The organism is Arthrobacter sp. GAS37, from assembly GCF_044908325.1.
Lineage (GTDB): Bacteria > Actinomycetota > Actinomycetes > Actinomycetales > Micrococcaceae > Arthrobacter > Arthrobacter ramosus.
In genome coordinates this window covers 13,775-36,233 of the sequence record NZ_JBIYDB010000037.1, presented here as the reverse complement: position 1 = coordinate 36,233, position 22,459 = coordinate 13,775, and the positions used below count along the sequence as shown (strand labels likewise).

The following is a 22,459-nucleotide window of genomic DNA, read 5'->3' as shown; positions in this document are numbered from 1 at the left end:
AAATCAACGGTGGGGTGGGCTCAGTTCAAACTGCGATTCATCGACCGGCGAGCCCCCAGGTGGGCTCCAACCAATCTGCAGAAGTGGTCTCCGTTCAAACTGCCATAATCATAAGTTGAACATCCGCCACGATTGGCACTTGGAAAGCATCGAAGACGGTGGCGTGTACAAGTGATGCAGGCGCTGCGGCAAAGATGACGCACCGCGGTGGCGGAGGGGCGAGTGCCTCAGGGCCCGGGCGGGCCCCGCCGGAATGGGATGACTTCCTACGGCATCCTTGAGCTCGGGGAGTGAGGTCTTACCCAATCGTGGCCCTACCCGAATTGGCGGATCAGTCCTGCGCTCACGGCCCGTACTTCATCTAGGTCCGCAGCCATCCCGGCGAGGGCAATTCCGGCGTCTGCCGTCTGCATGGCTGAATCGGGCCCCACGAGGCCATCGGCACGAAGATTGATCAGCGACTCGACCAGCCGGAAGAGGAGATCGCCAAGCGATGGCGTGCCTTGCCGGTGACCCGCAGGGGTGAATTCCTCCACATTCTGGCCCAGCTCCTGGTACAGCCGACGGAGTTGCAGCCTGTCATCCATGAAGCGCTGGAATCTCGGCGCACGGGCTTCCGGTAGATGGTAGAGGACGCCAAGGTTCCAACGGGCGCTGCATAGCTGGCTTCCGTCGTAGAGTGCCACTGCGTGCAAACGGGCCGCCGCGGTTCCGGAATCGGACGGCGGCGGACTGGCATGTATGGTGCTCGCGAAGGCCAGGCCCCCTGCCACGGTGCCGTCAAGGAGTTCCGCCAGAATGTCATCCTTGGTGCCGAAATGGTGGTAGAGCGACGACTGGCGGATCCCCACAGCATCGGCGATCGCCCTGGTGGAGGTGTTCGCAAAGCCCTGGTTGGTGAATAGTTCGGCCGCCGCATCGAGGATTTCGTCCCGAGCGGTGGCGCCAGGGCGCACGGGTTGCTGTTTGCGGGGTCTGCCCGGTCCGGCTGAGGTCACCCCACATTCTTACATCGCTAAAGGCGCCTTCGTGGCCGATTCCGTCGTCGTCGGGACGGGCCAGTCTTAGGTGAGTTCATGTTCACGTGCCGGAAATGCGCCGTCATCCATCTTTTACATTGGCGAAACGGTAGCGGGACATGCCGCTGGAAAACTATCAAGTGACCGGTATTGCGGACGGCTGTCAGAGCCTTCCCGTTTCGGTTGTCACCATCCACCCGTTCCAGACACGGAGAAACCGATGACTTCCACCATTTCGACGGCGTCCGCCCACGTCGACGATGCAGACCTGGCGTCGCTTGGCTACGAGCCGTCCTTGCATCGCAAACTTGGCCGGTACGCTTCCTTCGCCGCAGGCTTTTCGTTCGTTTCCATCCTGACCACCATCTTTCAGTTGTTCGGTTTCGGGTACTCCTTTGCCGGGCCGGCCTTCTTCTGGACCTGGCCGATCGTCCTCGTCGGCCAGCTGCTTGTGGCGCTGAACTTCGCCGAGCTGGCTGCGCGGTACCCGATTTCCGGGGCCGTCTACCAGTGGTCGCGGCGGGTAGGTGGCGAAGCCGTTGGCTGGTTCGCCGGCTGGTTCATGTCCATTGCCCAGGTGATCACTGCCGCCGCGGCCGCCATCGCCCTGCAGGTGGTCCTTCCCCAGCTTTGGGACGGGTTCCAGCTCGTCGGCGGCGACCCGGCATTGAATACAGTCACCGGGGCGAGCAATGCCGTTATTCTCGGCGCCGTGCTCCTGGTCGCGACGACGGCGATCAACGCCGTCGGCGTGAAGCTCATGTCGCACATCAATTCGATTGGCGTCACCTGCGAGCTGGTCGGCGTCGCCGCCGTGATCCTGGCGCTCGTTTCCGCGGCGCAACGCGGCCCCGACGTTGTCCTGGACACGCGGCTCGTCAATGGTTCGGACCTCGGTCCGGTAGGCGCGTTCCTTGTTTCGGGCCTGATGGCCGCCTACGTGATGGTCGGGTTCGATTCCGCGGGCGAGTTGTCCGAGGAGACCAGGAATCCGCGCCGCACCACGCCCCGCACCATCATCTCTGCCCTGCTGATATCGGGACTCGGCGGCGGGCTCATGATCATCGGTGCCCTCATGGCCGCCCCAAGCCTCGACGACGGCAACCTGGCCAGCCAGGGGCTGCCCTACGTGCTGACCGCCGTCCTCGGGACCTTCTGGGGCAAGGTCCTGTTGGTCGACGTCGCGATTGCCATCTTCGTCTGCACCCTCGCCATCCAGACCGCCGGCTCGCGCCTGGTCTTCTCCATGGCCCGCGACCGCCAGCTCCCCGCCGCGGCGGCACTGTCCGCCGTCAACCCGCGCCGCGGCACCCCGCTGTGGCCTTCGGTCATCGTGGGCCTGCTCGCGATCGCCGTGCTAGCCATCAACATAGGCAACGCTGCGCTGTTCACGTCCCTGTGCAGTGTTTGCATCGTGATGCTCTACCTCGCCTACCTGCTGGTCACAGTGCCGCTGCTGATCAACCGGCTGCGCGGAGACTGGGACCGCACGGGCAAGACGATGCCCGAAGGGCTGTTCTCGCTCGGACGCTGGGGGCTTCCGGTCAACATCCTGGCGGTCCTCTACGGCGCCCTGATGGTGGTGAACCTCGCCTGGCCGCGGGCCGAGGTCTATGACCCCACGGGCGACAACGGACTCCTGCTGTTCTCCGCTCCGCTGATGGTGGGCGCCGTGCTGCTCCTGGGCATCTGGGTACGGAAGAGGAAAACCGCCGACCACACGCCGGCCGACTGACCCCGGCACCAAACGAAACCGCCACGCAGAAACGAACTGACATGACACAGACCCTCGAAACCACTGAAACGGCCGTTGGGACGGCGACGACAGCAGGCGCCCGCGCCCATGCACGCTCGCAGCACGGCAGAACTGCCGACACCATGATCCACGTGCCCGCCGTATCGGCTCCGGAACGGCTGACGGTAGGGCTCGACGCCGAGGCACGCGACGCCGTCACGTGGACCGAGTCGCTGGCCTTCGGCCGCTACACCCACATGGAACTTGCGCGAGGGACGCGGATCCGGCTGACCGACACCGACGGCGACGCTTGCGTCCACGCAGTTCTCTTCCGCGGCGGCGCCCACCACGAGCGCATCAACGTCGCGGATACCGTCAAGGTCCCGTGGCAGGCCTACCTCGGGCAGGGGCATCCGCTGCTGTCCGACGCCGGCCGGCTGATGGCCACCGTTGTCGCCGATTCCTCGGGGAGGCACGACGCCCTCACCGGCACCACACACCGGGCCGGCAACGAGGCCAAGTATGGTGCGGGCAGTGCCCACAGCGCGTCACCGGCCGGCCGCGAACTGCTGACTCTCGGCGCACTTAAGCACGGGATCAGCCGGCGGGAGATACCGCCGTCGGTGTCCTTCTTCCAAGGAATCGCCGTTGACGCCGACGGCGGCATCCGGTTCACCGGCAGCGCCGGTGCGGGAACCGCCGTCGAACTCCTGCTCCACATGGATTTGGTGCTGGTCCTTGCCAACACAGCCCATCCCCTCGACCCTCGTCCGGCCTTCTCCGGCAGTACAGCGGACATCGTCGCCTGGCAGGCGCCGCAGGACCTCCAGGCCCTCGCCGCGGGAGAAGTTGGGCTCGATCTTGGCCCCGAACACCTCCTCGCGCTGCAGAACACCGAACACGACCACAAAGCGAGGACCTCCGCATGAACGCCACCACCGCCACGGCTTCGCAGCCGGAGGCCCAGCGCCAGCCCGATGCCCAGTCCGCTGCGCTGGTTTCCGGACGGGTCATCCTGGACGAATACGTTGAGGCCCGCGGACCTTGGTCGGCCGTGGTCGCCGCCGGGGATGTCCTGACTATCGTGGACCTCGAGGGCAACCAGGCCGTGGATTGCCTCCTCTACTCGGCGGCCGACGTCGCCATTCGCTACTCTGCCGCCGTCACCCTTGCCGCCCAGCGGTCCATCATTCTGACCACAGGGTCCGTCCTCCGCTCCGACGACGGCGACGCCCTGATGACCGTGGAGGCTGACGAGGTGGGTGTCCACGACACCATCGGCGGAGCGTGCTCCCAGGAGTCCAACACGCTGCGCTACGGCCAGCACACCCACGAACAGCATGCCTGCGTGGAGAATTTCCTGATCGAAGGGTCCAAGTGGGGTCTGGGGAAGCCGGACTTGGTCTCTAATGTCAACTGGTTCATGAACGTGCCGGTCGATCCCGATGGGGCCCTCGGCATCGTGGACGGGCTGTCCGCTCCCGGGAAGCGCGTGGCGCTCCGCGCGGAATCGGACGTGCTGGTCCTGGTCTCAAACTGCCCTCAGATCAATAACCCGTGCAACGGCTTCAACCCCACGCCCGTGCGCATGATCGTCACCCGTCCGGAGGCATGACCGTGAACCGTTTCGATACCCTGCTCATTGCCAACCGCGGCGAGATCGCCTGCCGAATCATCGAGTCTGCCCGAAAACTCGGGCTGCGGACCGTCGCAGTATTCTCCGAAGCGGACCGCGGTGCGAAGCACGTCCGCCTCGCAGACGAAGCGGTGCTGCTCGGACCGGCCCCGGCCAAAGAGTCTTACCTTCGGGTCGACGCCATCCTGGCAGCCGCCTCCGCGACCGGCGCCGGCGCCATCCACCCCGGCTACGGTTTCCTCTCCGAGGATGCCGGTTTCGCCGAGGCCGTGGAAGCCGCGGGGCTGGTGTTCGTCGGCCCGACCCCTGAACAGCTGCGGATCTTCGGGACCAAGCACACCGCCCGGGACGCGGCGCAGCGGGCGGGCGTGCCCATGATTGCCGGTTCCGGCCTGCTTGAAGACCTCGACGCCGCGATCGGAGCCGCCGGGGAGATCGGGTTCCCGCTGATGCTGAAGGCTACCGGTGGCGGCGGTGGCATCGGCATGGCCGTGTGCCGGAACGAAGCAGAACTAACGGAAGGCTACGCCCGCGTGACCCGGCTCGCGAGCTCCAGTTTCGGCACCGCGGGAGTGTTCGCCGAACGCTACATCGAACGCGCCCGCCACGTGGAGGTGCAGATCTTCGGTGACGGCGAGGGCCGGGTGGTAAGCCTCGGAGACCGCGATTGTTCCCTGCAGCGCCGGCATCAGAAGGTGTTGGAAGAAGCACCCGCGCCGGACCTGCCGGCAGCGCTCCGGGAAGAGCTCCACCGCAGCTCCCGTGCCTTGTGCGCCTCGGTGGGCTACCGCTCGGCGGGGACCGTGGAGTTCGTCTACGATTCCCTCCGGCAGGAGGCTTCGTTCCTCGAGGTCAACGCACGGCTCCAGGTGGAGCACCCGGTGACCGAGGCGGTCACCGGCGTCGACCTCGTGGAGTGGATGCTCGACCTGGCCCAAGCACGGCCCGTCCTCGCGGGCGTCCCGGAAAGCGTTCCGGTGACAGGCCATGCGGTGGAAGCCCGCATTTACGCCGAGGACCCTGCCCGCAATTTCCAGCCCAGCGCGGGAACCGTCACCAACGCGCAGTACCCGAGCGCCGACGTCGTGCGTGTTGATGCGTGGGTAGAGACCGGCAGCGAGGTGTCCACCAATTACGACCCCCTGCTGGGCAAACTCATCACCTTCGGCGACAACCGGGATGCGGCGTTTGACGCCCTCGCCGAGGCCTTGGCGCAGACCCGCATCGACGGCATCGAAACCAACCTGGGCATGTTGCGCGCAGTGACCGGGCTGGACGTGGTCCGGGCTGCGAACCATTCCACAGGAACCCTGGACGCCGTGGGCGATCCCGAACCCCGCATTACGGTGGAGCGCCCGGGCCTCCAGACGAGCGTGCAGGACTGGCCGGGCAGAACCGGACTCTGGAAGGTGGGGGTGCCGCCCAGCGGGCCGATGGACGATCTCTCCTTCCGGCTGGGGAATAGGGCCCTGGGCAATACGGAGGGCGCGCCGGGCCTGGAATTCACCATGGCCGGGCCCGCTCTGCGGTTCACCCACGCCACCACCGTGTGCGTGACCGGAGCCGACGTGGAGCTGACGGTCAACGGTTCCGCGGTGGCCGCTTGGGAGCCCTTGACGGTCCCCGCTGGCGGCCTGCTGGATATTGGCTCCGCCGACGGGGCCGGCTTACGCGGCTATGTCCTGTTCCGAGGCGGACTCGACGTCCCTCACTACCTCGGCAGCGGCTCCACGTTTACCCTCGGCCAGTTTGGCGGCCACGGCGGCCGCGTGCTCCGCGCCGGTGACGTGCTGCGCACCACCAACGAGCCATCGGCGGATGTCCCTTTGCAGCCGGTTCCTGCCGAGAGCCGCCCGGCCCTCACGTCCCACTGGGAACTGAGGGTGGTCGAAGGTCCGCACGGCGCCCCGGAATTCTTCCGGCGTGAGGACGTCGACGAACTGTTCGCGACGGATTATGAGGTGCATTTCAACTCGGCCCGCACCGGCGTCAGGCTGATCGGCCCCAAGCCGCGCTGGGCACGTGCCGACGGCGGCGAGGCAGGGCTGCACCCCTCCAACATCCACGACACCCCCTACGCCGTGGGCGCCCTGGACTTCACCGGCGACACTCCCATCCTGCTCGGCCCTGACGGCCCGAGCCTCGGCGGCTTCGTGTGCCCGGTCACGGTGGTGACCGGCGAACGCTGGAAGCTCGGCCAGCTGCGTCCGGGCGATAAAGTCCGCTTCGTGCCGGTGACGGACGGCCAGGCTCCGTCGGCGAAGGACCTTGGACCGGGACGGCAGTTGATCCTGCTGGGTGGTGCCGGCACCCGCACAAACGGCCTGGCCGCCGTCGGGCATGCCGGGACGCCAAAGGGCGACGGCGACGACGGAGTGCTGGGGCGCGTACCGGAAAGCGAGGGCCGGCCCGCGGTCACGTACCGCCGTTCGGGAGATGACAACCTCCTGGTGGAATTTGGCGAAATGGTGCTGGACCTCGGCCTGCGCGCGCGGGTCCATGCCCTGCACCAGCGCATCGAGCAGCTCCGCGTCCCCGGAGTGGTGGACCTTACGCCCGGCATCCGTTCATTGCAGATCAAGGTGGACCCGTCGATCCTGTCCACCCGGCTGCTGCTGGGCTTCGTTCAGGAGATCGAGGCCGCACTGCCCGCGAGTTCCGAGCTCGTGGTGCCGAGCCGCACGGTCCGGTTGCCGCTGTCCTGGGACGACCCCGCCACGCGCGAGGCGATCGAACGCTACATGGCCGGCGTCCGGGACGACGCTCCGTGGTGCCCGTGGAATATCGAGTTCATCCGCCGCATCAACGGCCTGGATTCGGTGAGCGACGTTTTCGACACCGTTTTCGACGCCGAGTACCTGGTCCTGGGCCTTGGCGATGTGTACCTGGGCGCGCCAGTGGCCACGCCGCTTGATCCGCGGCACCGGCTGGTCACCACCAAATACAACCCGGCCAGGACGTGGACGCCGGAGAACGCGGTAGGCATCGGCGGGGCCTACATGTGCATCTATGGCATGGAAGGCCCGGGCGGCTACCAGTTCGTCGGCCGCACCACCCAGGTATGGTCCCGCTACGCCGACTCCGCACCCTTCGAACCCGGATCGCCCTGGCTGCTGCGCTTCTTCGACCGCATCTCCTGGTACCCCGTCAGCCCCGAAGAGCTGCTGGACCTCCGCGCCGACATGGCCGCCGGCCGCGGCCGGGGAGTCGAGATCGAGGACGGCAGTTTCTCGCTGGCCGAACACGAGGCGTTCCTGGAGGAGAACCGCGAATCGATCGGCGTCTTCAGGGAGCGGCAGGCGGGGGCGTTCGCGGTGGAACGCCAGGCCTGGGCGGATGCCGGCGAGTTTGACCGCGCGGAAGTCGCAGCCGCCGTCGCGGTTCCCGACGTCGGCGAAGTGGTGGTGCCCGACGGCGGAACACTCGTTTCAGCGCCGTTCGCCGCCAGCGTCTGGAAGGTGGACGTCGCACCTGGAGACCGCGTGACGCAGGGACAGCCACTGGTTTCCCTTGAGGCCATGAAGATGGAAACCGTCCTGGCAGCACCGTGCGACGGCGTGGTGCACCAAGTCCTGCCGACCGCCGGTTCCCAGGTGGTGGCCGGTGAAGCCGTTGTAGTGCTCGTCGGCGCGGACGAACTGAGCAAACGTGAATTGGAAGAGGCAGCAGCATGACCACTCAGGCGACAACGATCGGTACAGGGCCCGCCGCCAAACGCGTACGGGACGCGCTGGCCGCCATTGACGCCGTGGACCGGCCCGAGATCTGGATCGAAATCCGCGGGGAGGAAGAGTTGCTGGCCGAGGCGGCCCGGATCGACGCCGCGGTGGCATCCGGCTCCGAACTGCCCCTGGCGGGGCTCCTGCTGGCGGTCAAGAACAATGTGGACGTCGCCGGTATCACGACGACGGCGGCGTGCCCTGGGTTCGGGTATGAACCGGCAGGGGATGCGGTGGCAGTGGCACGGCTGCGCCATGCGGGCGCCCTGGTGCTCGGCGCGACGAACCTGGACCAGTTCGCCACTGGACTGGTGGGCACGCGGAGCCCGTATGGGGCAGTCCGGGATTCGCGGCGGCCTGACCGGATTTCCGGGGGATCAAGCTCAGGTTCGGCTGTGGCTGTGGCGTTGGGACTCGTGGATATCGCCATCGGTACGGACACTGCCGGGTCCGGACGTGTCCCGGCCGGTTTGCAGGGCATCGTTGGCATCAAACCCACACTTAACGTTGTCTCCACCGCCGGCGTGGTTCCGGCCTGCCGATCCTGGGACACCGTTACCATCCTCGCCCGGGACCTGGGCACCGCCGAATTGGCCATGGGCATCATGGCCGGCGAATCCCGGACGTGGCCCACAGACATCCGGTTGGCCGCTCCCTCGAAGCCGCGTCTCGCGTATCCGGCGGACCTCCCGGCTTTGGATCCCGCTTGGGCTGCGGAGTTCGGGGTCCAGATCGAGCGTCTGCGCGCTACTGGTGTGGAGGCCGAGCCGATCGAATTTGGCGTCTTCCTGCAGGCGGCACGGCTGCTTTACGACGGTGCGCTGGTCGCCGAGCGCTATACAGCCGTCGGGAGCTTCATCGACGGCGCGCTTTCCGGCGACGCGGCCTCCGGCATCGGGCTGGACCCGACCGTGGCGGGCATCGTCCGTGCGGCCGGCCTCGTGCCCGCCCACCAGTACGTGGCGGACACCGAGGCGCTGGAGGAACTGAAGCGGGAGGCGATGTCCCGGCTTGAGGGCTTCGACGCCTTGGCCGTGCCGACGGCGCCGTTTCATCCGACGCTGGCGGAGGTCGCTTCGGATCCGGTAGGCGTGAATTCCCGCATGGGCACGTACACGAACTTCTGCAACCTGTTCGATCTGTGCGCCGTGGCTGTTCCAGCCGGCGTTGTTGAGGACAGCAGGGGGACCGACGACGGCGGGGCGCCATCGGTGTCTCAGTTCGGCCTGACGGTGGTCGGCCGGACCTTCGACGACGCCGTGGTGGCCGATATAGCGCGGCGCATCGAGTGCACCCCGGCGAAACCAGGACTCTTCGCGACCGGCGCCGCGCCGGTGTCTGTCTCCCTGCCACGGGAGGTGCCCTGGCCCGTAGCGGCGGGGGCCGCCGTCGTGCCCTTGGTGGTGGTTGGAGCCCACCGGAAGGGCCAGCCGTTGGTCACAGAGCTGGAACGGCGCGGCGCTTTCTGGGACGGTCCCGTCAGGACGGCGCCCCGGTACCGGATGGTCTCGCTGGACACTCAGCCGCCCAAGCCCGGCGTGGTCCGCTCCGAGGACGGCGCCGAACTCGCCGCTGAGCGATGGCTGCTCTCCGAGGCGCCCCTGGGCTCCTTCCTCGCGGAGCTGCCCGAACCCATGCTGTTGGGCTCTGTGCTGCTGAGCGACGGTTCGAGGGCAGTGGGTTTCGCTTGCGACGCGGTCGCCGCGTCCCGGGGCGAGGACATTACGCACATTGGAGACTGGCTGGCAGCCCAAGCGGCGAGCTCTGGCTCCACGGTGGAGGCCGACGGTACGGCGGAGCTGGAACAGGAACCGGCCTGGAAGGGAGTTTGGCGCGAGGTCGGCAAGGCACTCGTCAGGGGGCTGCAGCGGGGGAGAGCTTAGGAAGAAAGCGAGTCCAAAGCGGTACGACCTTTGCCGACTTCTCCAAGTGGCTCAGTGGTTCCGTGGCCGCGGGGTCCGACTGGAGGCGCCGAAAAACCCAAGAAGAGGGGCGTTGACAGCGTCAACACTTTGGACCTGGGCGATTGTTCAGCGCGGTGGACTCCATCACGGCCATGACACTGGTGCTCAACGGTTTCGCAGGCCCCTGGGTGGCCATCAACGTTCTGGGATTCCTGATCGCCCGCCGCGGCAAATACCACGCCGCGGACCTCCAGCTTTTCCGCGCCAGCGGACCGCGCGGGCGGTACTGGTTCAGCAACGGCTGGAACCTGCGTGCGGTCATTCCGTGGGCCATCGGATCGGTGTTCGGTCTGCTGGCGACGGACACGTCCCTCTATACGGGCCCGCTCTCGCAACTCGCCGGCGGAATCGATCTCAGCTTCATCGGGTCCACCCTCATCGGAGCAACAGGCTATCTGCTTGCCCTCCGGTTTTGGCCCGAACCCGCCGCTACGCGGGAGACCGCACAGGAGGAAGGTGAGCACGTACTAGTGTCAAACCATGAGTGACAAACTAACCCAGATCCTCGCCGCTGCAACCACCTGCATCGCCAGGAACGGAGTCCGGGGAATGCGGGTCAACGATGTGGCTGCAGAAGCCGGAGTTTCGCCAGGGCTCCTGTACTACCACTTCGCGGACCGGGCCGGCCTGCTCGCTGCAACGCTTGACTACATCAACAAGCAGGTCAGCAAGGACGACGCCGTACTCTCCCCGGACACTGACGCCGGCGACCGCGACCGGCACCTCAGGCACCTGCTCCTTGACGAAATCAAGGACGACGCAGATGTCCGCCGGAATTCGGTGGCCTGGAACGAGCTCCGGGCCTGCTCCATCTTCGAACCTGAATTGGCAGAACCACTATCCAGGACGACGGTGGAATGGAACAAAGAGATCGCCCGGGCCGTCGCGGTCGCCGCGGAAAGCGCCAGCGAAGAGGACGCCGCAACCACGGCCGAGATCCTCACCAGTTTGGTGGAAGGGATCTCCGGCCGCTGGCTCAACGGTTTCATCACCACGGACCACGCGCATTCCCTGTTGACGACTGCGATTGACTCGCTCGTCGCAACGCGCCCGGCGACGTCGCAGGAACCTGCCCCGCAGGGCCTGGGCAATTGAAGCATCGACCCAAAGGTCAACAACTTTCGAGTCTGTTGATCCTGGCGGTTCCGTTTCGGCGGTTCAGTCGTGGCCGAGTCCTGCGGCCGAGGTCTTCTGCCCGGTGCACTCTGACCAATGCCGTCAGTTCCCGGCTGCGCCGGATTCCCGCTTTCGATAGGGAAGGTAGGTCGCTCAGTCCTAGGAAAACCAGGGAGCGGCACAGCTGCTGACATGATTCCCCTCGCCGCATAACGTGGTTTGCAGGGACTCGACGAAACCGGCTTCCGGATGAGTCCCTCCAAACCCCCCACTCACCCTTGCCCGAAGAATGCCTGGCCAGGGCGCATTTCGGTGCGTAACAACGACAGAAGAGAACTGTGGATTTTTCACTAATGATGGCTTGTGCAGTCGTCAAGTCCATCAACCATGAAGCACTCAGCGCATTGCCAAATGCCCCGGTTATTCCTCCGCGACCGGCCGGCAACACCCGCAGGGGACTGGTCCGCCTGCAGGGATTGCTGGCTCGTCTCCTGCACCAGGCCGCATGGGCCATTGAACCTCACTCAGCCAACCACAGGGGAAGACAGACACTCAGTCAAGGAGAACTGACCCAGTAGCTGACTTCTCAGCTTTTCACAATCGGGCGTGTGCGTATCAGGGCAAAGGCGGTGACGACGATGAGCGCGAGCATTACGCTGCCGAATATCACAACGGACAGGACCAGCGGCAGGGATTGCATGATCAGTCCGAGCGCGACGACGGGAAGCGCCATACCGATGTAGCCCGCGAGAAACAGCCCGGTCAAAGCCTCCCCCCGGGTGTCCGCAGAGGAGATGGCGATCACCGAGCCAATCGCGGACTTGAAGGTCCCGCCGACCCCGGAGCCGGCAACGATTCCGCCGGCAATCAGCAGCGGCAGGGACGAAGCGGTGATCGCCGCGATGACCGTGGCAAGTCCGGCCGCGAGGAGGCTGAGTCCGGCGGCGAGCTGCGCGGCGCGCGGCCAGCGGGAGGACAGGACTTGGAAGGATGCCGAGGAGGCGAAAACGATGAATGTCACCCCGCCGGCCACCATGTGGGAGGCAATTCTCAGCTGCCCCGAGATAAAGGCTGGGGCCAGAGAGGTGAAGAAGCCGAAGACGGCGAATCCGACGAAGGCCAGAAGGGTTGCAGTGAGGTACTGTCCCCGCGCGGCTTGAGGAACGTCCATCCGCTGGGGCCGGTAGGTCCAGGTTCCGTCGACGTTGTTGACGGTTTCGGGAACCGTGACCACCAGCAACAGCCCGATCAGCAGCAGGAACGCGAATACGACATACGGGGTGTAGAGGGGCATCGGCGCGTACTCGGCCATAAAACCGGTGAGGAGGGGCCCAAGGCCGAGGCCCCCGATATTGGCGGCGGTGGAGATAACTTCGGCCCGCCGGGACCTGGCGCCGGGTCTTGCCGCACTGTGTAGTTCTGTCATATGCGCTGTCGCGGTGGCGGTGAGCATACCAATGCCTAAGCCGCAGATGAATCGCGCAAGCAGCAGGCCCGGTAGCTCCGGCGAGACCAGGAAGACCAGTGCCGCCAAGACGTTGAGCACAACGGCGGGTGCGATAACCCGGCGACGGCCGAATCTGTCGGAAATATGTCCGGCCAGGAAAAGGCTGACCACGACTCCGACCGCGTACGCGGCGAAGATGAGCGTGACGGTGAAGGCGTCGAAACCGTCCCGCTGCTGGTAGAGCACATACAGCGGGGCGGGCGCCGAGGCGAAGGCCATCGTGATCATGAAAACGAAGGCGACGATCCAGAATCCACGTGCGTGCCGACGTTCGTGGGTCCGAGTAGCCGCGGTGGTAGATGCGAAAGAAGTTGAAGTACTAACCATTCCTCAAGTGTTCAACCGGGCCGATCATCGCGTCCAACGCTTATTCACGCTAATATCCATCGCGATCAGCGATAATAGAGGCATGCAGCTCTTTCACCTCGAATACTTCCTTGCGGTCGCCGAGGCCCTGAGCTTCACCCGGGGCGCCCACCGGGTCAACATCGTCCAGTCCGCCGTCTCGGCCGGCATCAAACAGCTCGAACGTGAGCTTGGCGCCGAATTGTTCGTGCGCCAGGGCCGCAGCATCCGGCTCACGCCCGCTGGGGAGGTTCTGCTCCCGCGCGCACGCGTGGTCTTGGCGGATGTCCAGGCCGCACGGGACGCCGTCGACGCCGCCAGCGGGACGGTTCGAGGGACAGTTGTCCTCGGCACGCTTGCCCACGTCGGATCCATTGATGTGTTACGGATCCTGCAGGAGGTCCGCCGGGACTACCCGGACGTCATCGTGAAGCTCCGGCAAACCGTCCAGGGCACGCGCACCAGCCTGGAAGACCTCCGCTCCGGGGCCCTGGACCTGGCGCTGGTCTCCGTGCCCGAGCAGGCTGCTCCAGGTTTTGAGCTATACCCGATGCACGTCGAGGGAATTGACTTTGTCTGCTCAGCCCGTCACCGCCTGTCCGGGCGGAAGCGCGTCGCGCTGTCAGAGCTTGTCGATGAACCCTTCATTGACTTTCCCGAAGGATGGGGAAACCGCGCGACTGTGGACAACTCCTTCAGCTCTGCCGCACTGAACCGTACGGTCTCCACCGAGGTTGTGTCCTTTTCCATGGCCCTGGAACTCGTGCGGCAGGACCTTGGAGTTGTATTCCTGCCCCGGTCCGCACTTGGAAAAGGGGCCGGGATGGGCACTTGGTCCATCAAAACTCCCCTGAGCTGGAGGATCCAACTGGCCCGCTCCGCCGCCCGGCAGCCCACAGCAGCCGAACAAGCGCTGATCCTCAAATTCAGGCAAACCACCCAGCCGGTCTTTCCATGACAGACCGCCACCGGACACAGGGGCCTTGGGCTGTTCACAGATACTCCGAAGGCTGTTCCGCTCTGTTCTCAAGGGTCTGAGCCCATGATTGAGCCATGAGGTTTTGGAGAAGGACGATGGTTCCCGTACTTGCAGCTGTCGCCGTGGTTCTCCTGGGCGCGGCCGGAGCCTCCGGGGTTGATCAGATGGCGAACGCCAGGGTAACGAATCCGGCCTCCGTCCACATCCCTGCGGTTACTGCGGATGGCGAGCCACCGCTGCGGCACATAGTCATGCTCAGCTTGGCGGAGGGATCTCTGCCTGGAGGCTACCCGTACGACGAACCGCGTGAGGAAAGGTACGACGAAAACGTCCACGAAACCCTTCACATCGGTCAGGCGACCCCGGCTTAGCGCCGGTCAGTCGGATACGACGTGCAAACTGATATCGGGGTGGCTTTGGAACATGGCGAGTTGCTCGGGAGTAATGGATGAGTCGGTGATGAGGGTCCAAGGACGATCGATCGCCGCCCACCAGTGTGCCGACTTGGCACCCAATTTGCTGGCGTCGGCCAGCACATAAATCTCGTTGGCTGCTGAGATCATTGCGCGTTTGAGCGAAGCCTGTTGATCAGTGGTTTCGCTGAGACCACGAAGGGGATCCACTCCATCGGCCCCCAGGAATGCCGCGTCCGCGGTGAGGAAACTCAATGCCGCTTCCGCGAGTGGGCCGACAGTTCCGGAGCTGATGTGACGCAGGTATCCTCCCAACAACACGAGATCGACACCCTCCGCGTGCTCAAGTATCCGGGCGCACGTCATCCCATTTGTGATGATGGTCAGTTCCGAGCGGGTAGTCAGGTTCTCCGCGAGAGCGCCGACCGTTGTGCCGGCGTCGAGCAGATTGACGGAACCCGGAGCGACAAGCGAGGCTGCGAACCGACCGATCATACGCTTCGCGTCGCGGGCGACGTGCTCGCGCTCCTGAAGGCTCTGCTCGCGTGGGGAGTAGCCAGCCGTGACGGCGCCTCCATAGGTGCGATGGATTCGACCGCTGGTCGTGAGGCGTTCGAGATCCCTCCGGATCGTCGAAAGCGATACGCCGAATTCTTCGGCGAGCTCTTCGACAGTAGCCGGACGGACTTCGAGTATTGCGGCTATCGTTGTTCGCCGCCCGTTAGCATTCATGGTTCGACTATTTCACCTCCGCGCGCTCTCCAGCGAGTTCGACGGCGGCACGTATGGCTTCGAGCATGGACGCGTGATCCGCAATATTCTTGCCCGCGATATCGAAGGCCGTGCCGTGGTCGACGGAGGTGCGGACCACGGGCAGACCTAGTGTGATGTTGACCCCGTTCTCAAGCCCAAGAACCTTGACAGGTCCGTGACCCTGGTCGTGGTACATGGCCACGACCAGGTCATAGTCTCCCCGTCCGGCTTTGAAGAACAGAGTGTCCGCGGGGAGGGGCCCCTCCACGGAGATGCCTTCGGCTAGAGCTTGTTCAATTCCTGGCGTAATTTTCTGAGCCTCTTCATCGTTGCCGAACAGGCCGTTCTCGCCCGCGTGGGGGTTGATAGCGGCGACCGCTATGCGCGGATTCTCGATGCCTGCCCGAACGAGGAGGTCGTGACCGCGGCGGATCGTGCGGTAGACGATTGCTCCGTCGATCCGTGCGACGGCGTCGACGAGCCCGATGTGGGTGGTTACGTGGATCACGCGCATCTTGGGCGTCGTCAGCATCATGGACACTTCGGGTGTGCCGGTGAGTTCCGCGAGAAGCTCTGTGTGGCCTGGATAGTTGTGTCCGCCTGCGTGTAGTGCGGCCTTGTTCAGCGGCGCAGTGCAAATCGCATCAATGTCGCGCTTCAGGGCCAGCTCCACAGCCTTTTCGAGGTAGAGGTAGGCCGCGTGTCCGGCTTCCGGCGAGAGAATGCCCCAAGGCAACTCGGTGTCGACCCCCGGGAATGTCGAAGCAGTCGATGATGTCAGGGGCGAACAATGCTTCATCGGCGGACTCGATGCGGCGAGTCTGCAGGGGGCTGTCGACGACTTTCATCGCCATTTCAAGACGCCCTAGATCTCCGATCACAAAGACACGTGCTCTCGAGTGCAGGACCGGGTCGAGCATGGCTTTTGCAATGATTTCCGGACCGATTCCTGCTGGGTCTCCCATAGTGATGGCTACAATCGGACGATTCAATGTTGCTTTCCTTCTCTTGTTGCGGCCGTTCGATGTTCGATGTAGGTGACGACGGACGTGAGTGCGTCGACGTCGCCGAACGCGCCGGATTTGGTTATGAACGGCTGTATATGGCCGGGCATCTCGGCGTCGACGATCCCTGGCAGGATTTCGCCTCTGATTCTCAGGACGGCCACGCCAAGGTGGTTTAGCACTGCCAGGGCTGTCTCTCCGCCGGAGACGACTATTGAGGACGCGTGGGATGCAGCCGCTGCGGCCGTGGCGCCGAGCGCGGCGGCTACCGTCTTCGCCTGCTTCTTGTCCAGGGCGGCAGCGGGATCTGGGGTGAGTACGGCTTGTCCGCGATCGAGGGCCTCTCTCAGAGTGGCTATCGTTGCACCGACGTTGATTGTTCCACCGGGGTCTCCGGCGTCCAGTCTGTTGGTGTGGTCGAGATGGATGTGCTGGAACCCGGCTCTGACGAGTTCATCCAGTTGGGCACGGCTTGTGGGCGCATAGCTTCCGATGACGACGAGGGAGTGGCCTCCGGCCCGATATCCTCCCCTGACTGGGATCGGCCGTGCCCGCTTCTCAGGATCGTCGGATTCGAACGACGAGGCGAGTGGCGCCGAGATCCCCCCGGAGCCGACGAGGAGTGCCTGGTCACCGAGGGATTCGGCGGCCGCGACTATGGCGGCCAGGTCGGAATCGTTCCGGGCATCGACAATAGCCGTGTCGATGTGCGCCGTCAGGATCTGTTGGAAGCGAACCGCGAGGGACGCAGGGTCGGTCCAGTCGTCAGTCGAGACAAGCGCGTGGCTTAGTCCGGTCCCGGACAGCACATCTGCTACGCGACGTTGGCTGCCGAGCGGAGTGCCAGCCATATGCACGATTCCGTTGAGGGTTGTGCGTCCGGTTCGGGGAAACGCGGGAGCTACGATCGCGAGTACGGGGCGATCGGGCAGACGCAAGGCTTCGAGGGAAGCCGCGATTTCGACTCCGACGTTGCCCCGCAGCAGCGAGTCGACTTTCTTGAAGACGCGGACGCCGTTCTGGGCAGCCCGTGAAACGAGCCCACCCACCGTTTTCCTCGCAGTGGGACCGTCGGTGTAACGGGTTTCAGTATTAATCGCAAGGACGTCTGCGGGCGGCCATGCGACGGTGGGATGAACTAGCACAGCGGTTTCTCGGCTCGCTGAGAACGGGACTGCAGCGTCAGCCGCCCCGGTGAGGTCATCGGCGACGATAAGGAGCTTCACTATGCGGCGATCTGTATGGGAGCAGCCTGAGCGCTCAAGTTGATTGGATGGGCTTGGGAGGCAGCAAGTAGAAACATCCCGCCTGGGATTTTTCGGAGTGTCGCCTTGATGGATACGGCCATGTCTCAACCTTAAAATCGTTGACTTCGCGCCGATTACATGTATCGCACGTCGCGGAAAGTGCGCCAAACGCGCATAATTATGCTTGCATAGCGCATGGTTTACTGTCAATTGAGTAAATAATGAATGAAACAAGCGCCAACGCGGCTTTTTGGCCGTGGGATCAGTGCGGCTGCCGCGGGCTGCACCGGCGTTGAAGCCAGCAGTTCTTCACGGGGGAGTGGCTCCGTGCGGGTTCAGTTCACCAATCCTGGAATTCCCTGGTCAAGCCGAAGGGAACGGAATCGCTGAGGGTGACCGTGAAAGAGTCGTGTCCATGGCGTGAGACGAGTATTCCACAGCGTCGTTCTCGCATTGCTACCGCCCGGGCAGCACTCACGGCTTCATCGAGCTCGCGGTCCATGCTGGCACGGTCCGTCGCCGTGATCGTTAGTGTGTCGGGACTGATGGTGATCATGTGTTTCTCCTTGAGGGTTCTGTACGTCACGTGCTGCTGTTCCCGGATTGCGACTTCGGCCTGCCGAGACTAGGGCGTACCGGCAGGACGAAGCGGTTCTGGGTGATCTGTGCGCCTTGGGAACGGGCCATGAGCTCAAACAGACGCGCATCGCGTGTGTCTGTTGCGTCGGCTCGCTGGCCCTGCACAGGCAGTTCAGAAGAGCCTTGTCCGCGAAGGCTCCGATGGCTCTGGGCTTATTTTCCCTCAGGTCGCGGTGGGGCGAGGTCGATCGCTTGCCGCAATGCCTCGAGAAGCGATTTGTGATCTGCTATGTTTTCGCCTGCGATGTCGAAAGCCGTCCCGTGATCAACTGACGTCCGAACTACGGGAAGGCCGACGGTGATGTTCACGCCGTTCTCTAGCCCAAGAACTTTTACAGGACCATGACCCTGGTCATGGTACATCGCCACGACAAGGTCAAAGTCCCCCCTGCCAGCCCGGAAGAACACCGTATCGGCCGGCAGCGGACCGAAGGCATCAATTCCTTCCGCCTGGGCCTGCTTGATGCCCGGCTCAATCTTGATTGCTTCTTCCCCGTTGCCGAACAAGCCGTTTTCGCCGGCATGGGGGTTGATGGCGCAGACAGCGATTTGAGGGTTCGTGATACCTGAACGGATCAGGAGGTCATACCCGCGTTTGATGGTCCTGTAGACGAGTGGACCGTCTATTCGCGCTACCGCATCCAGAAGGCCAAGATGGGTCGTGACATGAATGACTCTCATCTTCGGGGCCGTCAGCATCATGGAGACTTCATCCGTGCCGGTTAGTTGCGCCAGCAATTCGGTGTGCCCGGGGAATTTGTGTCCTCCCGCGTGAAGTGCGGCTTTGTTCAAGGGAGCAGTACAGATGGCATCGATCTCTTTGTTCGTGGATAGTTCTACCGCTTTCTCCAAGAACAGGTAGGCCGCATGACCGGCCTCGGCCGATAGTTCCCCCCAGGGTAAATCGGGCCGGACACTGGGCACATCCAGGCAATCAATGGTTCCAGCCTCAAACCGCGCCTGAGACGGCTGGCCGATGCTGTTGACCTTAAGGGCACTTCCGACCACGTCCATCGCCAGTTCCAGTCGACCCCTGTCACCAATGACAAATATGCGCGCCCGGTCCTGGATCGAAGGATCCGCCATAGCCTTGGCGATGATCTCGGGGCCGATACCGGCTGGATCTCCCATCGTGATGGCTACAATTGGTCGTCCCATTATCTGTCTCCTCTAGTCAATGACCCGGGTTGTTCTATTTGTTGCAAGTGCTGGTGATTATTGGCCGGCCACCGATGGCTCCCACTTTGGTAAGGATGGGCCGATCCGGCACAGCAACGTGATGGGGCGATACCACGAACGGCGTCAGGCAGGGAATTCACAACCCCTGCCGCGAGCCCGGCCGAGCCAACCAGAAGACTTTGGAAGTCCAACAATCGGTGCGCAGTCGCTACCGTAACCAGGTCGTCGTCTGTCGTGCAGTCGACGACGGCCGCATCACACTCCGCAAGGAAGACCCCACGGATCCGGTCGGTCAGAGTCTGTGCGTCCGCATATTCGCTCCTCTTGATGACGGCTGCACGCAGGCCGCCCTGGCGAAGTGCTTCGACGACATCGATGCTGTTGGTTTCGCCTGTTGCGCTTAGACCATCAATCAACACGGCCCCGTCCACCGTTATTCTGGCCGCCGCGGGCAGCGCTGGTGCGACGACCGCGAAGGCAGGCAGCCCCTTCCGGCCCAATGCCCTGAGCGCGCCAGCGACTTCGTCGCCGACATTACCTCGAAGCCGAGAGTCGACCTTCTTGAATATCTTTTGCCGACCCTGCTTGATGAGTGTTCCAACCAGGGTTTCCACGACCAGAGCCGCAGCGGATGGGCGGAGCTGCCGGCTCCCGGTATTGAGGGACACTACATCCATCGTCGATCGCTGGACCACGCTGTCGCGGATAATTCTTGTCTTCGCGAACCGGGAGAACGGTGCGGCGGCGTCTGTTGCTCCGCTTAGGTCATCCGCGACGATTGTCCACAAGTCACAGGAGCCGAACCGCCCCGCGGGCTCTTGAAGATCCGTTTGGCTACAATCCACGGTGCCTCCTTCCTTGGACAAATTGGGCAGAATTCTGGTTGATTCTCTGCAGTAGCTTTGTGTTTGGGGTTCAGATGTATTCATTGGGCTCTGCAAGGTGATTATTGTGCGACGGGGGCAGCGATAGCGTCGTCGAAGCCATGGGCATGTGCCGACTCTTCGTCTCCAATGGGGTGTCGCGGCAAGGTCAGCGCGACGACGACTCCTGCCAACAGGAAGATGCCGGCGACGACGAAGGCACTGTTGTAGCTGTGTGTCGTGTCAACGATGTAACCGGTCACGATCGGTGCTGCGGCTCCGAACGTGTTGCCCCCGATCATGGCTATGCTGTTGGCCCTTCCGGCCAGATGGCGCGACCTGAGCAGATCACCCAGCAACGCCAGGTTCATGGAAACCGTTGTGGAAATGCACGTCATCGAGATGCTGATCAGGATCAGGATCACGGTGACGTCGGAGAAAAACGGCGTCAATAGAACGACTGAACTCGCCAAGAGACAAGCGGCAACGATATACCGGCGTCGGGCCGTGGATTGTGCATGTCTTTTCAGCCCGCGATCAAAGACGATACCGAGTCCGATTCCAGCAAGAACCGCGACGATGTACGGTACAGCCGTAAACAGTCCGGACTTCATGATCGACAAATGATGGACTTGCTCCAGATAGCCCGGGAGCCAAGTGAGAAAAAGGTACTGCGTGTAGACGGCTGCTGACTGGACGAGCGCCACGCCCCACATGCTTCGGTATCGCAGGAGGCTCAGGACGCCGCCCGTGGGCTTGCCCTCCTGTGGCTGTTCGCCTGGTACTTTCCGCTCCTCCAGGATCATGGCTCGCTCTGGCCCCGACAGCCACGTGGCCTTGGACGGATCACGGAACCAGATCAGCCATGCACCAAGCCAAATGAATCCGAGGGCGCCCATGATTACGAACATTGTCTGCCAGCCAAAGGAAGTAATTAGGGCCGCTGCCAAGATTGCTCCCAGGGCCGGTCCGGCATAGGCACCTGAGTTGTATATCGAGGCAGCGCGTCCACGCTCGCTGGCGGGCGCCCATTCGCGCAATACTCTTCCGGCGGCCGGATATGTTGACGATTCCCCGACTCCCATTAGCAGCCGGGCTCCAATGAGGCCACCGAACCCGCGGACGATTCCAACGAGCATCGTGGCGAGCGACCAAACGACGATGCTGACTGCGTTAACTACCCGTGGGCCGAACCGGTCGGTGAGGATGCCGCTGGGAATCAGGAACAGCAGGTACGACCATAGGAACGCCGAAAGCATGAGTCCTACTTGAGTCGACGAGAGATTGAGCTCCTTTTGGATAGGTCCTACGGCGACGGAGAGCGCGGTCCGATCCATATAGTTGATCATGACCAGGACGAAGAGGAGGAGATAGATCCACCAACGGCGGCGGGCGATTTTCATTTTCAAAACCTCGTTGTTTCTAAGAATTTAGTGGGAGCTGCCGGCAAGCAGGTCGATGGTTGTGGTTCCGGCGCCGTTGGGCTGCCAGATTTTTACTCCAGCTTCGAGCTGGGAATGCGCGATGGGTTCCCCGTCTTTGAGGCTCAGCAATCGGTCATGCCCGGGTACCAGAATCGAAGAAGGATCATCGACGAGCATCCTGCGGACGGTTTCGATGCTTTCCCGGCTCAGGTCTGGATCAAGGGTCATGTCTGCGACCCCTGACATCAATTCAGTTTCGTTCTTGACGGCGTCGCCAGCGAAGATCGCGCGGCCGCCCTCAACCGCCGCGTGGTAGGCAAAGTGCCCGGGCGTGTGTCCCGGAGTCGCCAACGCAAAGAACCCGGGCAATGGTTCTGCGCCGTCGGCAATCCGTTCCACGCGATCCGATTGGCTAAGGAAATCAACGTGGAACTCCGGCAGTTCCCACGTTCCTACGGGCTGTTCGACGGCCCATTCCAACTCCGGGCGCGGCACGATGATGCGCGCGTTGGGGAAAAGGGGAAAGTTACACGCGTGGTCCCAATGGCAGTGCGTGAGGGCGACTGCGGTCACATCTTCGCGTCCGATGCCTTGGTTCGCGAGAGCAGCCATGAGCGGGACACGGTATCCGTAGCCGCCTGTGTCGACAAGGATGGTCTCCCCTTGCCCTCTCAAGACTGAGACGGTGCTCCATCCCAGTCCACCGTGGCAGGTACTTCTGCCGGGAAAACCCTGGATCAAGATAGTCAAGTCATACACAATGCGCCTCCTTGCGATACATGTATTGAGAGATGCGCCGGCCAAGCGCTTCACGGCCAATTGCTTCTGGGCGTCTTGCCGCACGTCGCTGATACTGGCGCCTGCTTGCACTGACGGGGTTACGTCGATGCATGGTCAATGCATCTATCTTGACATTG

The 22,459-nt window shown here is 63.6% G+C and carries 19 protein-coding genes; 9 read left to right on the top strand and 10 right to left on the bottom strand.

The features are described 5' to 3' along the window. Window positions 1–314 precede the first annotated feature (314 nt). Complete coding sequence (locus tag ABH924_RS20455; RefSeq protein ID WP_404501787.1) at window positions 315–998, bottom strand: TetR/AcrR family transcriptional regulator; 684 nt, start codon at window positions 996–998, stop codon at window positions 315–317. Between the two features lie 241 nt (window positions 999–1,239). On the opposite strand from ABH924_RS20455, the gene ABH924_RS20450 reads away from it, so the two are divergent. The 7 genes from ABH924_RS20450 (at window position 1,240) to ABH924_RS20420 (ending at window position 11,168) form a co-directional block, all read left to right on the top strand. Continuing rightward, window positions 1,240–2,754: an amino acid permease gene (locus ABH924_RS20450; protein ID WP_404501785.1), complete on the top strand. Its 1,515-nt coding sequence runs from the start codon at window positions 1,240–1,242 to the stop codon at window positions 2,752–2,754. Between the two features lie 41 nt (window positions 2,755–2,795). After that, window positions 2,796–3,683 carry an urea amidolyase associated protein UAAP1 gene (locus tag ABH924_RS20445; RefSeq protein ID WP_404501783.1) on the top strand — a complete coding sequence of 296 codons (888 nt, stop codon included), beginning with the start codon at window positions 2,796–2,798 and terminating at the stop codon, window positions 3,681–3,683. After that, a complete protein-coding gene (locus ABH924_RS20440; protein WP_404501781.1) occupies window positions 3,680–4,369 on the top strand; it encodes an urea amidolyase associated protein UAAP2 in 690 nt (229 codons plus the stop codon). The genes ABH924_RS20445 and ABH924_RS20440 overlap by 4 nt, the downstream gene beginning before the upstream one ends. Then, entirely contained in the window at window positions 4,366–8,064 is a 3,699-nt protein-coding gene (gene uca, locus ABH924_RS20435) for an urea carboxylase (protein ID WP_404501779.1), read from the top strand. Before ABH924_RS20440 ends, uca begins: the two co-directional genes overlap by 4 nt. After that, window positions 8,061–9,992, top strand: a complete 1,932-nt coding sequence (gene atzF / locus ABH924_RS20430; protein WP_404501777.1) for an allophanate hydrolase — start codon at window positions 8,061–8,063, stop codon at window positions 9,990–9,992. The genes uca and atzF overlap by 4 nt, the downstream gene beginning before the upstream one ends. Before the next feature lie 155 nt (window positions 9,993–10,147). Further along, window positions 10,148–10,561, top strand: a complete 414-nt coding sequence (locus tag ABH924_RS20425; protein WP_404501775.1) for a cytosine permease — start codon at window positions 10,148–10,150, stop codon at window positions 10,559–10,561. Beyond that, window positions 10,554–11,168 carry a TetR/AcrR family transcriptional regulator gene (locus ABH924_RS20420; RefSeq protein ID WP_404501773.1) on the top strand — a complete coding sequence of 205 codons (615 nt, stop codon included), beginning with the start codon at window positions 10,554–10,556 and terminating at the stop codon, window positions 11,166–11,168. The genes ABH924_RS20425 and ABH924_RS20420 overlap by 8 nt, the downstream gene beginning before the upstream one ends. Window positions 11,169–11,775: 607 nt before the next feature. Here ABH924_RS20420 and ABH924_RS20415 read toward each other — a convergent pair. After that, on the bottom strand, window positions 11,776–13,023 hold the full coding sequence (locus ABH924_RS20415) for an MFS transporter (protein ID WP_404501771.1): 1,248 nt from the start codon (window positions 13,021–13,023) through the stop codon (window positions 11,776–11,778). A gap of 82 nt (window positions 13,024–13,105) precedes the next feature. On the opposite strand from ABH924_RS20415, the gene ABH924_RS20410 reads away from it, so the two are divergent. Beyond that, complete coding sequence (locus tag ABH924_RS20410) at window positions 13,106–13,999, top strand: LysR family transcriptional regulator (RefSeq protein WP_404501769.1); 894 nt, start codon at window positions 13,106–13,108, stop codon at window positions 13,997–13,999. 116 nt (window positions 14,000–14,115) lie between these two features. Continuing rightward, complete coding sequence (locus tag ABH924_RS20405; protein WP_234754122.1) at window positions 14,116–14,391, top strand: hypothetical protein; 276 nt, start codon at window positions 14,116–14,118, stop codon at window positions 14,389–14,391. Between the two features lie 6 nt (window positions 14,392–14,397). On the opposite strand, the gene ABH924_RS20400 is transcribed toward ABH924_RS20405, so the two are convergent. From ABH924_RS20400 to ABH924_RS20365, 8 genes are all read right to left on the bottom strand, one after another. Beyond that, window positions 14,398–15,165, bottom strand: a complete 768-nt coding sequence (locus ABH924_RS20400) for a DeoR/GlpR family DNA-binding transcription regulator (RefSeq protein ID WP_234754123.1) — start codon at window positions 15,163–15,165, stop codon at window positions 14,398–14,400. 7 nt (window positions 15,166–15,172) lie between these two features. Beyond that, window positions 15,173–15,985 (bottom strand): 4-hydroxythreonine-4-phosphate dehydrogenase PdxA, encoded by an 813-nt coding sequence (gene pdxA, locus ABH924_RS20395; protein ID WP_404501766.1) that lies wholly within the window; start codon window positions 15,983–15,985, stop codon window positions 15,173–15,175. Window positions 15,986–16,174: 189 nt separating this feature from the next. Then, a complete protein-coding gene (locus ABH924_RS20390; protein WP_404501764.1) occupies window positions 16,175–17,416 on the bottom strand; it encodes a four-carbon acid sugar kinase family protein in 1,242 nt (413 codons plus the stop codon). A gap of 361 nt (window positions 17,417–17,777) precedes the next feature. Continuing rightward, a complete protein-coding gene (locus ABH924_RS20385; protein ID WP_234754126.1) occupies window positions 17,778–17,993 on the bottom strand; it encodes a hypothetical protein in 216 nt (71 codons plus the stop codon). 236 nt (window positions 17,994–18,229) lie between these two features. Further along, a complete protein-coding gene (pdxA, locus tag ABH924_RS20380; protein ID WP_404501762.1) occupies window positions 18,230–19,207 on the bottom strand; it encodes a 4-hydroxythreonine-4-phosphate dehydrogenase PdxA in 978 nt (325 codons plus the stop codon). A gap of 26 nt (window positions 19,208–19,233) precedes the next feature. Further along, the gene (locus ABH924_RS20375; RefSeq protein WP_404501760.1) at window positions 19,234–20,184 is read right to left on the bottom strand and encodes a four-carbon acid sugar kinase family protein; all 951 of its coding nucleotides are present in this window, start codon (window positions 20,182–20,184) and stop codon (window positions 19,234–19,236) included. A gap of 17 nt (window positions 20,185–20,201) precedes the next feature. Next, window positions 20,202–21,521, bottom strand: coding sequence for an MFS transporter (locus ABH924_RS20370; protein ID WP_404501758.1), 1,320 nt, complete (start codon window positions 21,519–21,521; stop codon window positions 20,202–20,204). A gap of 27 nt (window positions 21,522–21,548) precedes the next feature. Next, window positions 21,549–22,301, bottom strand: coding sequence for an MBL fold metallo-hydrolase (locus tag ABH924_RS20365; RefSeq protein ID WP_404501756.1), 753 nt, complete (start codon window positions 22,299–22,301; stop codon window positions 21,549–21,551). Window positions 22,302–22,459: the final 158 nt, after the last annotated feature.

Bases quoted from the DNA above. Each gene is read 5' to 3' on its own strand.
- ABH924_RS20450 (WP_404501785.1), top strand. From the start codon at position 1,240: ATGACTTCCACCATTTCGACGGCGTCCGCCCACGTCGACGATGCAGAC.
- ABH924_RS20445 (WP_404501783.1), top strand. From the start codon at position 2,796: ATGACACAGACCCTCGAAACCACTGAAACGGCCGTTGGGACGGCGACG.
- ABH924_RS20440 (WP_404501781.1), top strand. From the start codon at position 3,680: ATGAACGCCACCACCGCCACGGCTTCGCAGCCGGAGGCCCAGCGCCAG.
- uca (WP_404501779.1), top strand. From the start codon at position 4,366: ATGACCGTGAACCGTTTCGATACCCTGCTCATTGCCAACCGCGGCGAG.
- atzF (WP_404501777.1), top strand. From the start codon at position 8,061: ATGACCACTCAGGCGACAACGATCGGTACAGGGCCCGCCGCCAAACGC.
- ABH924_RS20420 (WP_404501773.1), top strand. From the start codon at position 10,554: ATGAGTGACAAACTAACCCAGATCCTCGCCGCTGCAACCACCTGCATC.
- ABH924_RS20415 (WP_404501771.1), bottom strand. From the start codon at position 13,023: ATGGTTAGTACTTCAACTTCTTTCGCATCTACCACCGCGGCTACTCGG.
- ABH924_RS20410 (WP_404501769.1), top strand. From the start codon at position 13,106: ATGCAGCTCTTTCACCTCGAATACTTCCTTGCGGTCGCCGAGGCCCTG.
- ABH924_RS20405 (WP_234754122.1), top strand. From the start codon at position 14,116: ATGGTTCCCGTACTTGCAGCTGTCGCCGTGGTTCTCCTGGGCGCGGCC.
- ABH924_RS20400 (WP_234754123.1), bottom strand. From the start codon at position 15,165: ATGAATGCTAACGGGCGGCGAACAACGATAGCCGCAATACTCGAAGTC.
- pdxA (WP_404501766.1), bottom strand. From the start codon at position 15,985: ATGAAGCATTGTTCGCCCCTGACATCATCGACTGCTTCGACATTCCCG.
- ABH924_RS20385 (WP_234754126.1), bottom strand. From the start codon at position 17,993: ATGATCACCATCAGTCCCGACACACTAACGATCACGGCGACGGACCGT.
- pdxA (WP_404501762.1), bottom strand. From the start codon at position 19,207: ATGGGAGATCCAGCCGGTATCGGCCCCGAGATCATCGCCAAGGCTATG.
- ABH924_RS20375 (WP_404501760.1), bottom strand. From the start codon at position 20,184: ATGAATACATCTGAACCCCAAACACAAAGCTACTGCAGAGAATCAACC.
- ABH924_RS20370 (WP_404501758.1), bottom strand. From the start codon at position 21,521: ATGAAAATCGCCCGCCGCCGTTGGTGGATCTATCTCCTCCTCTTCGTC.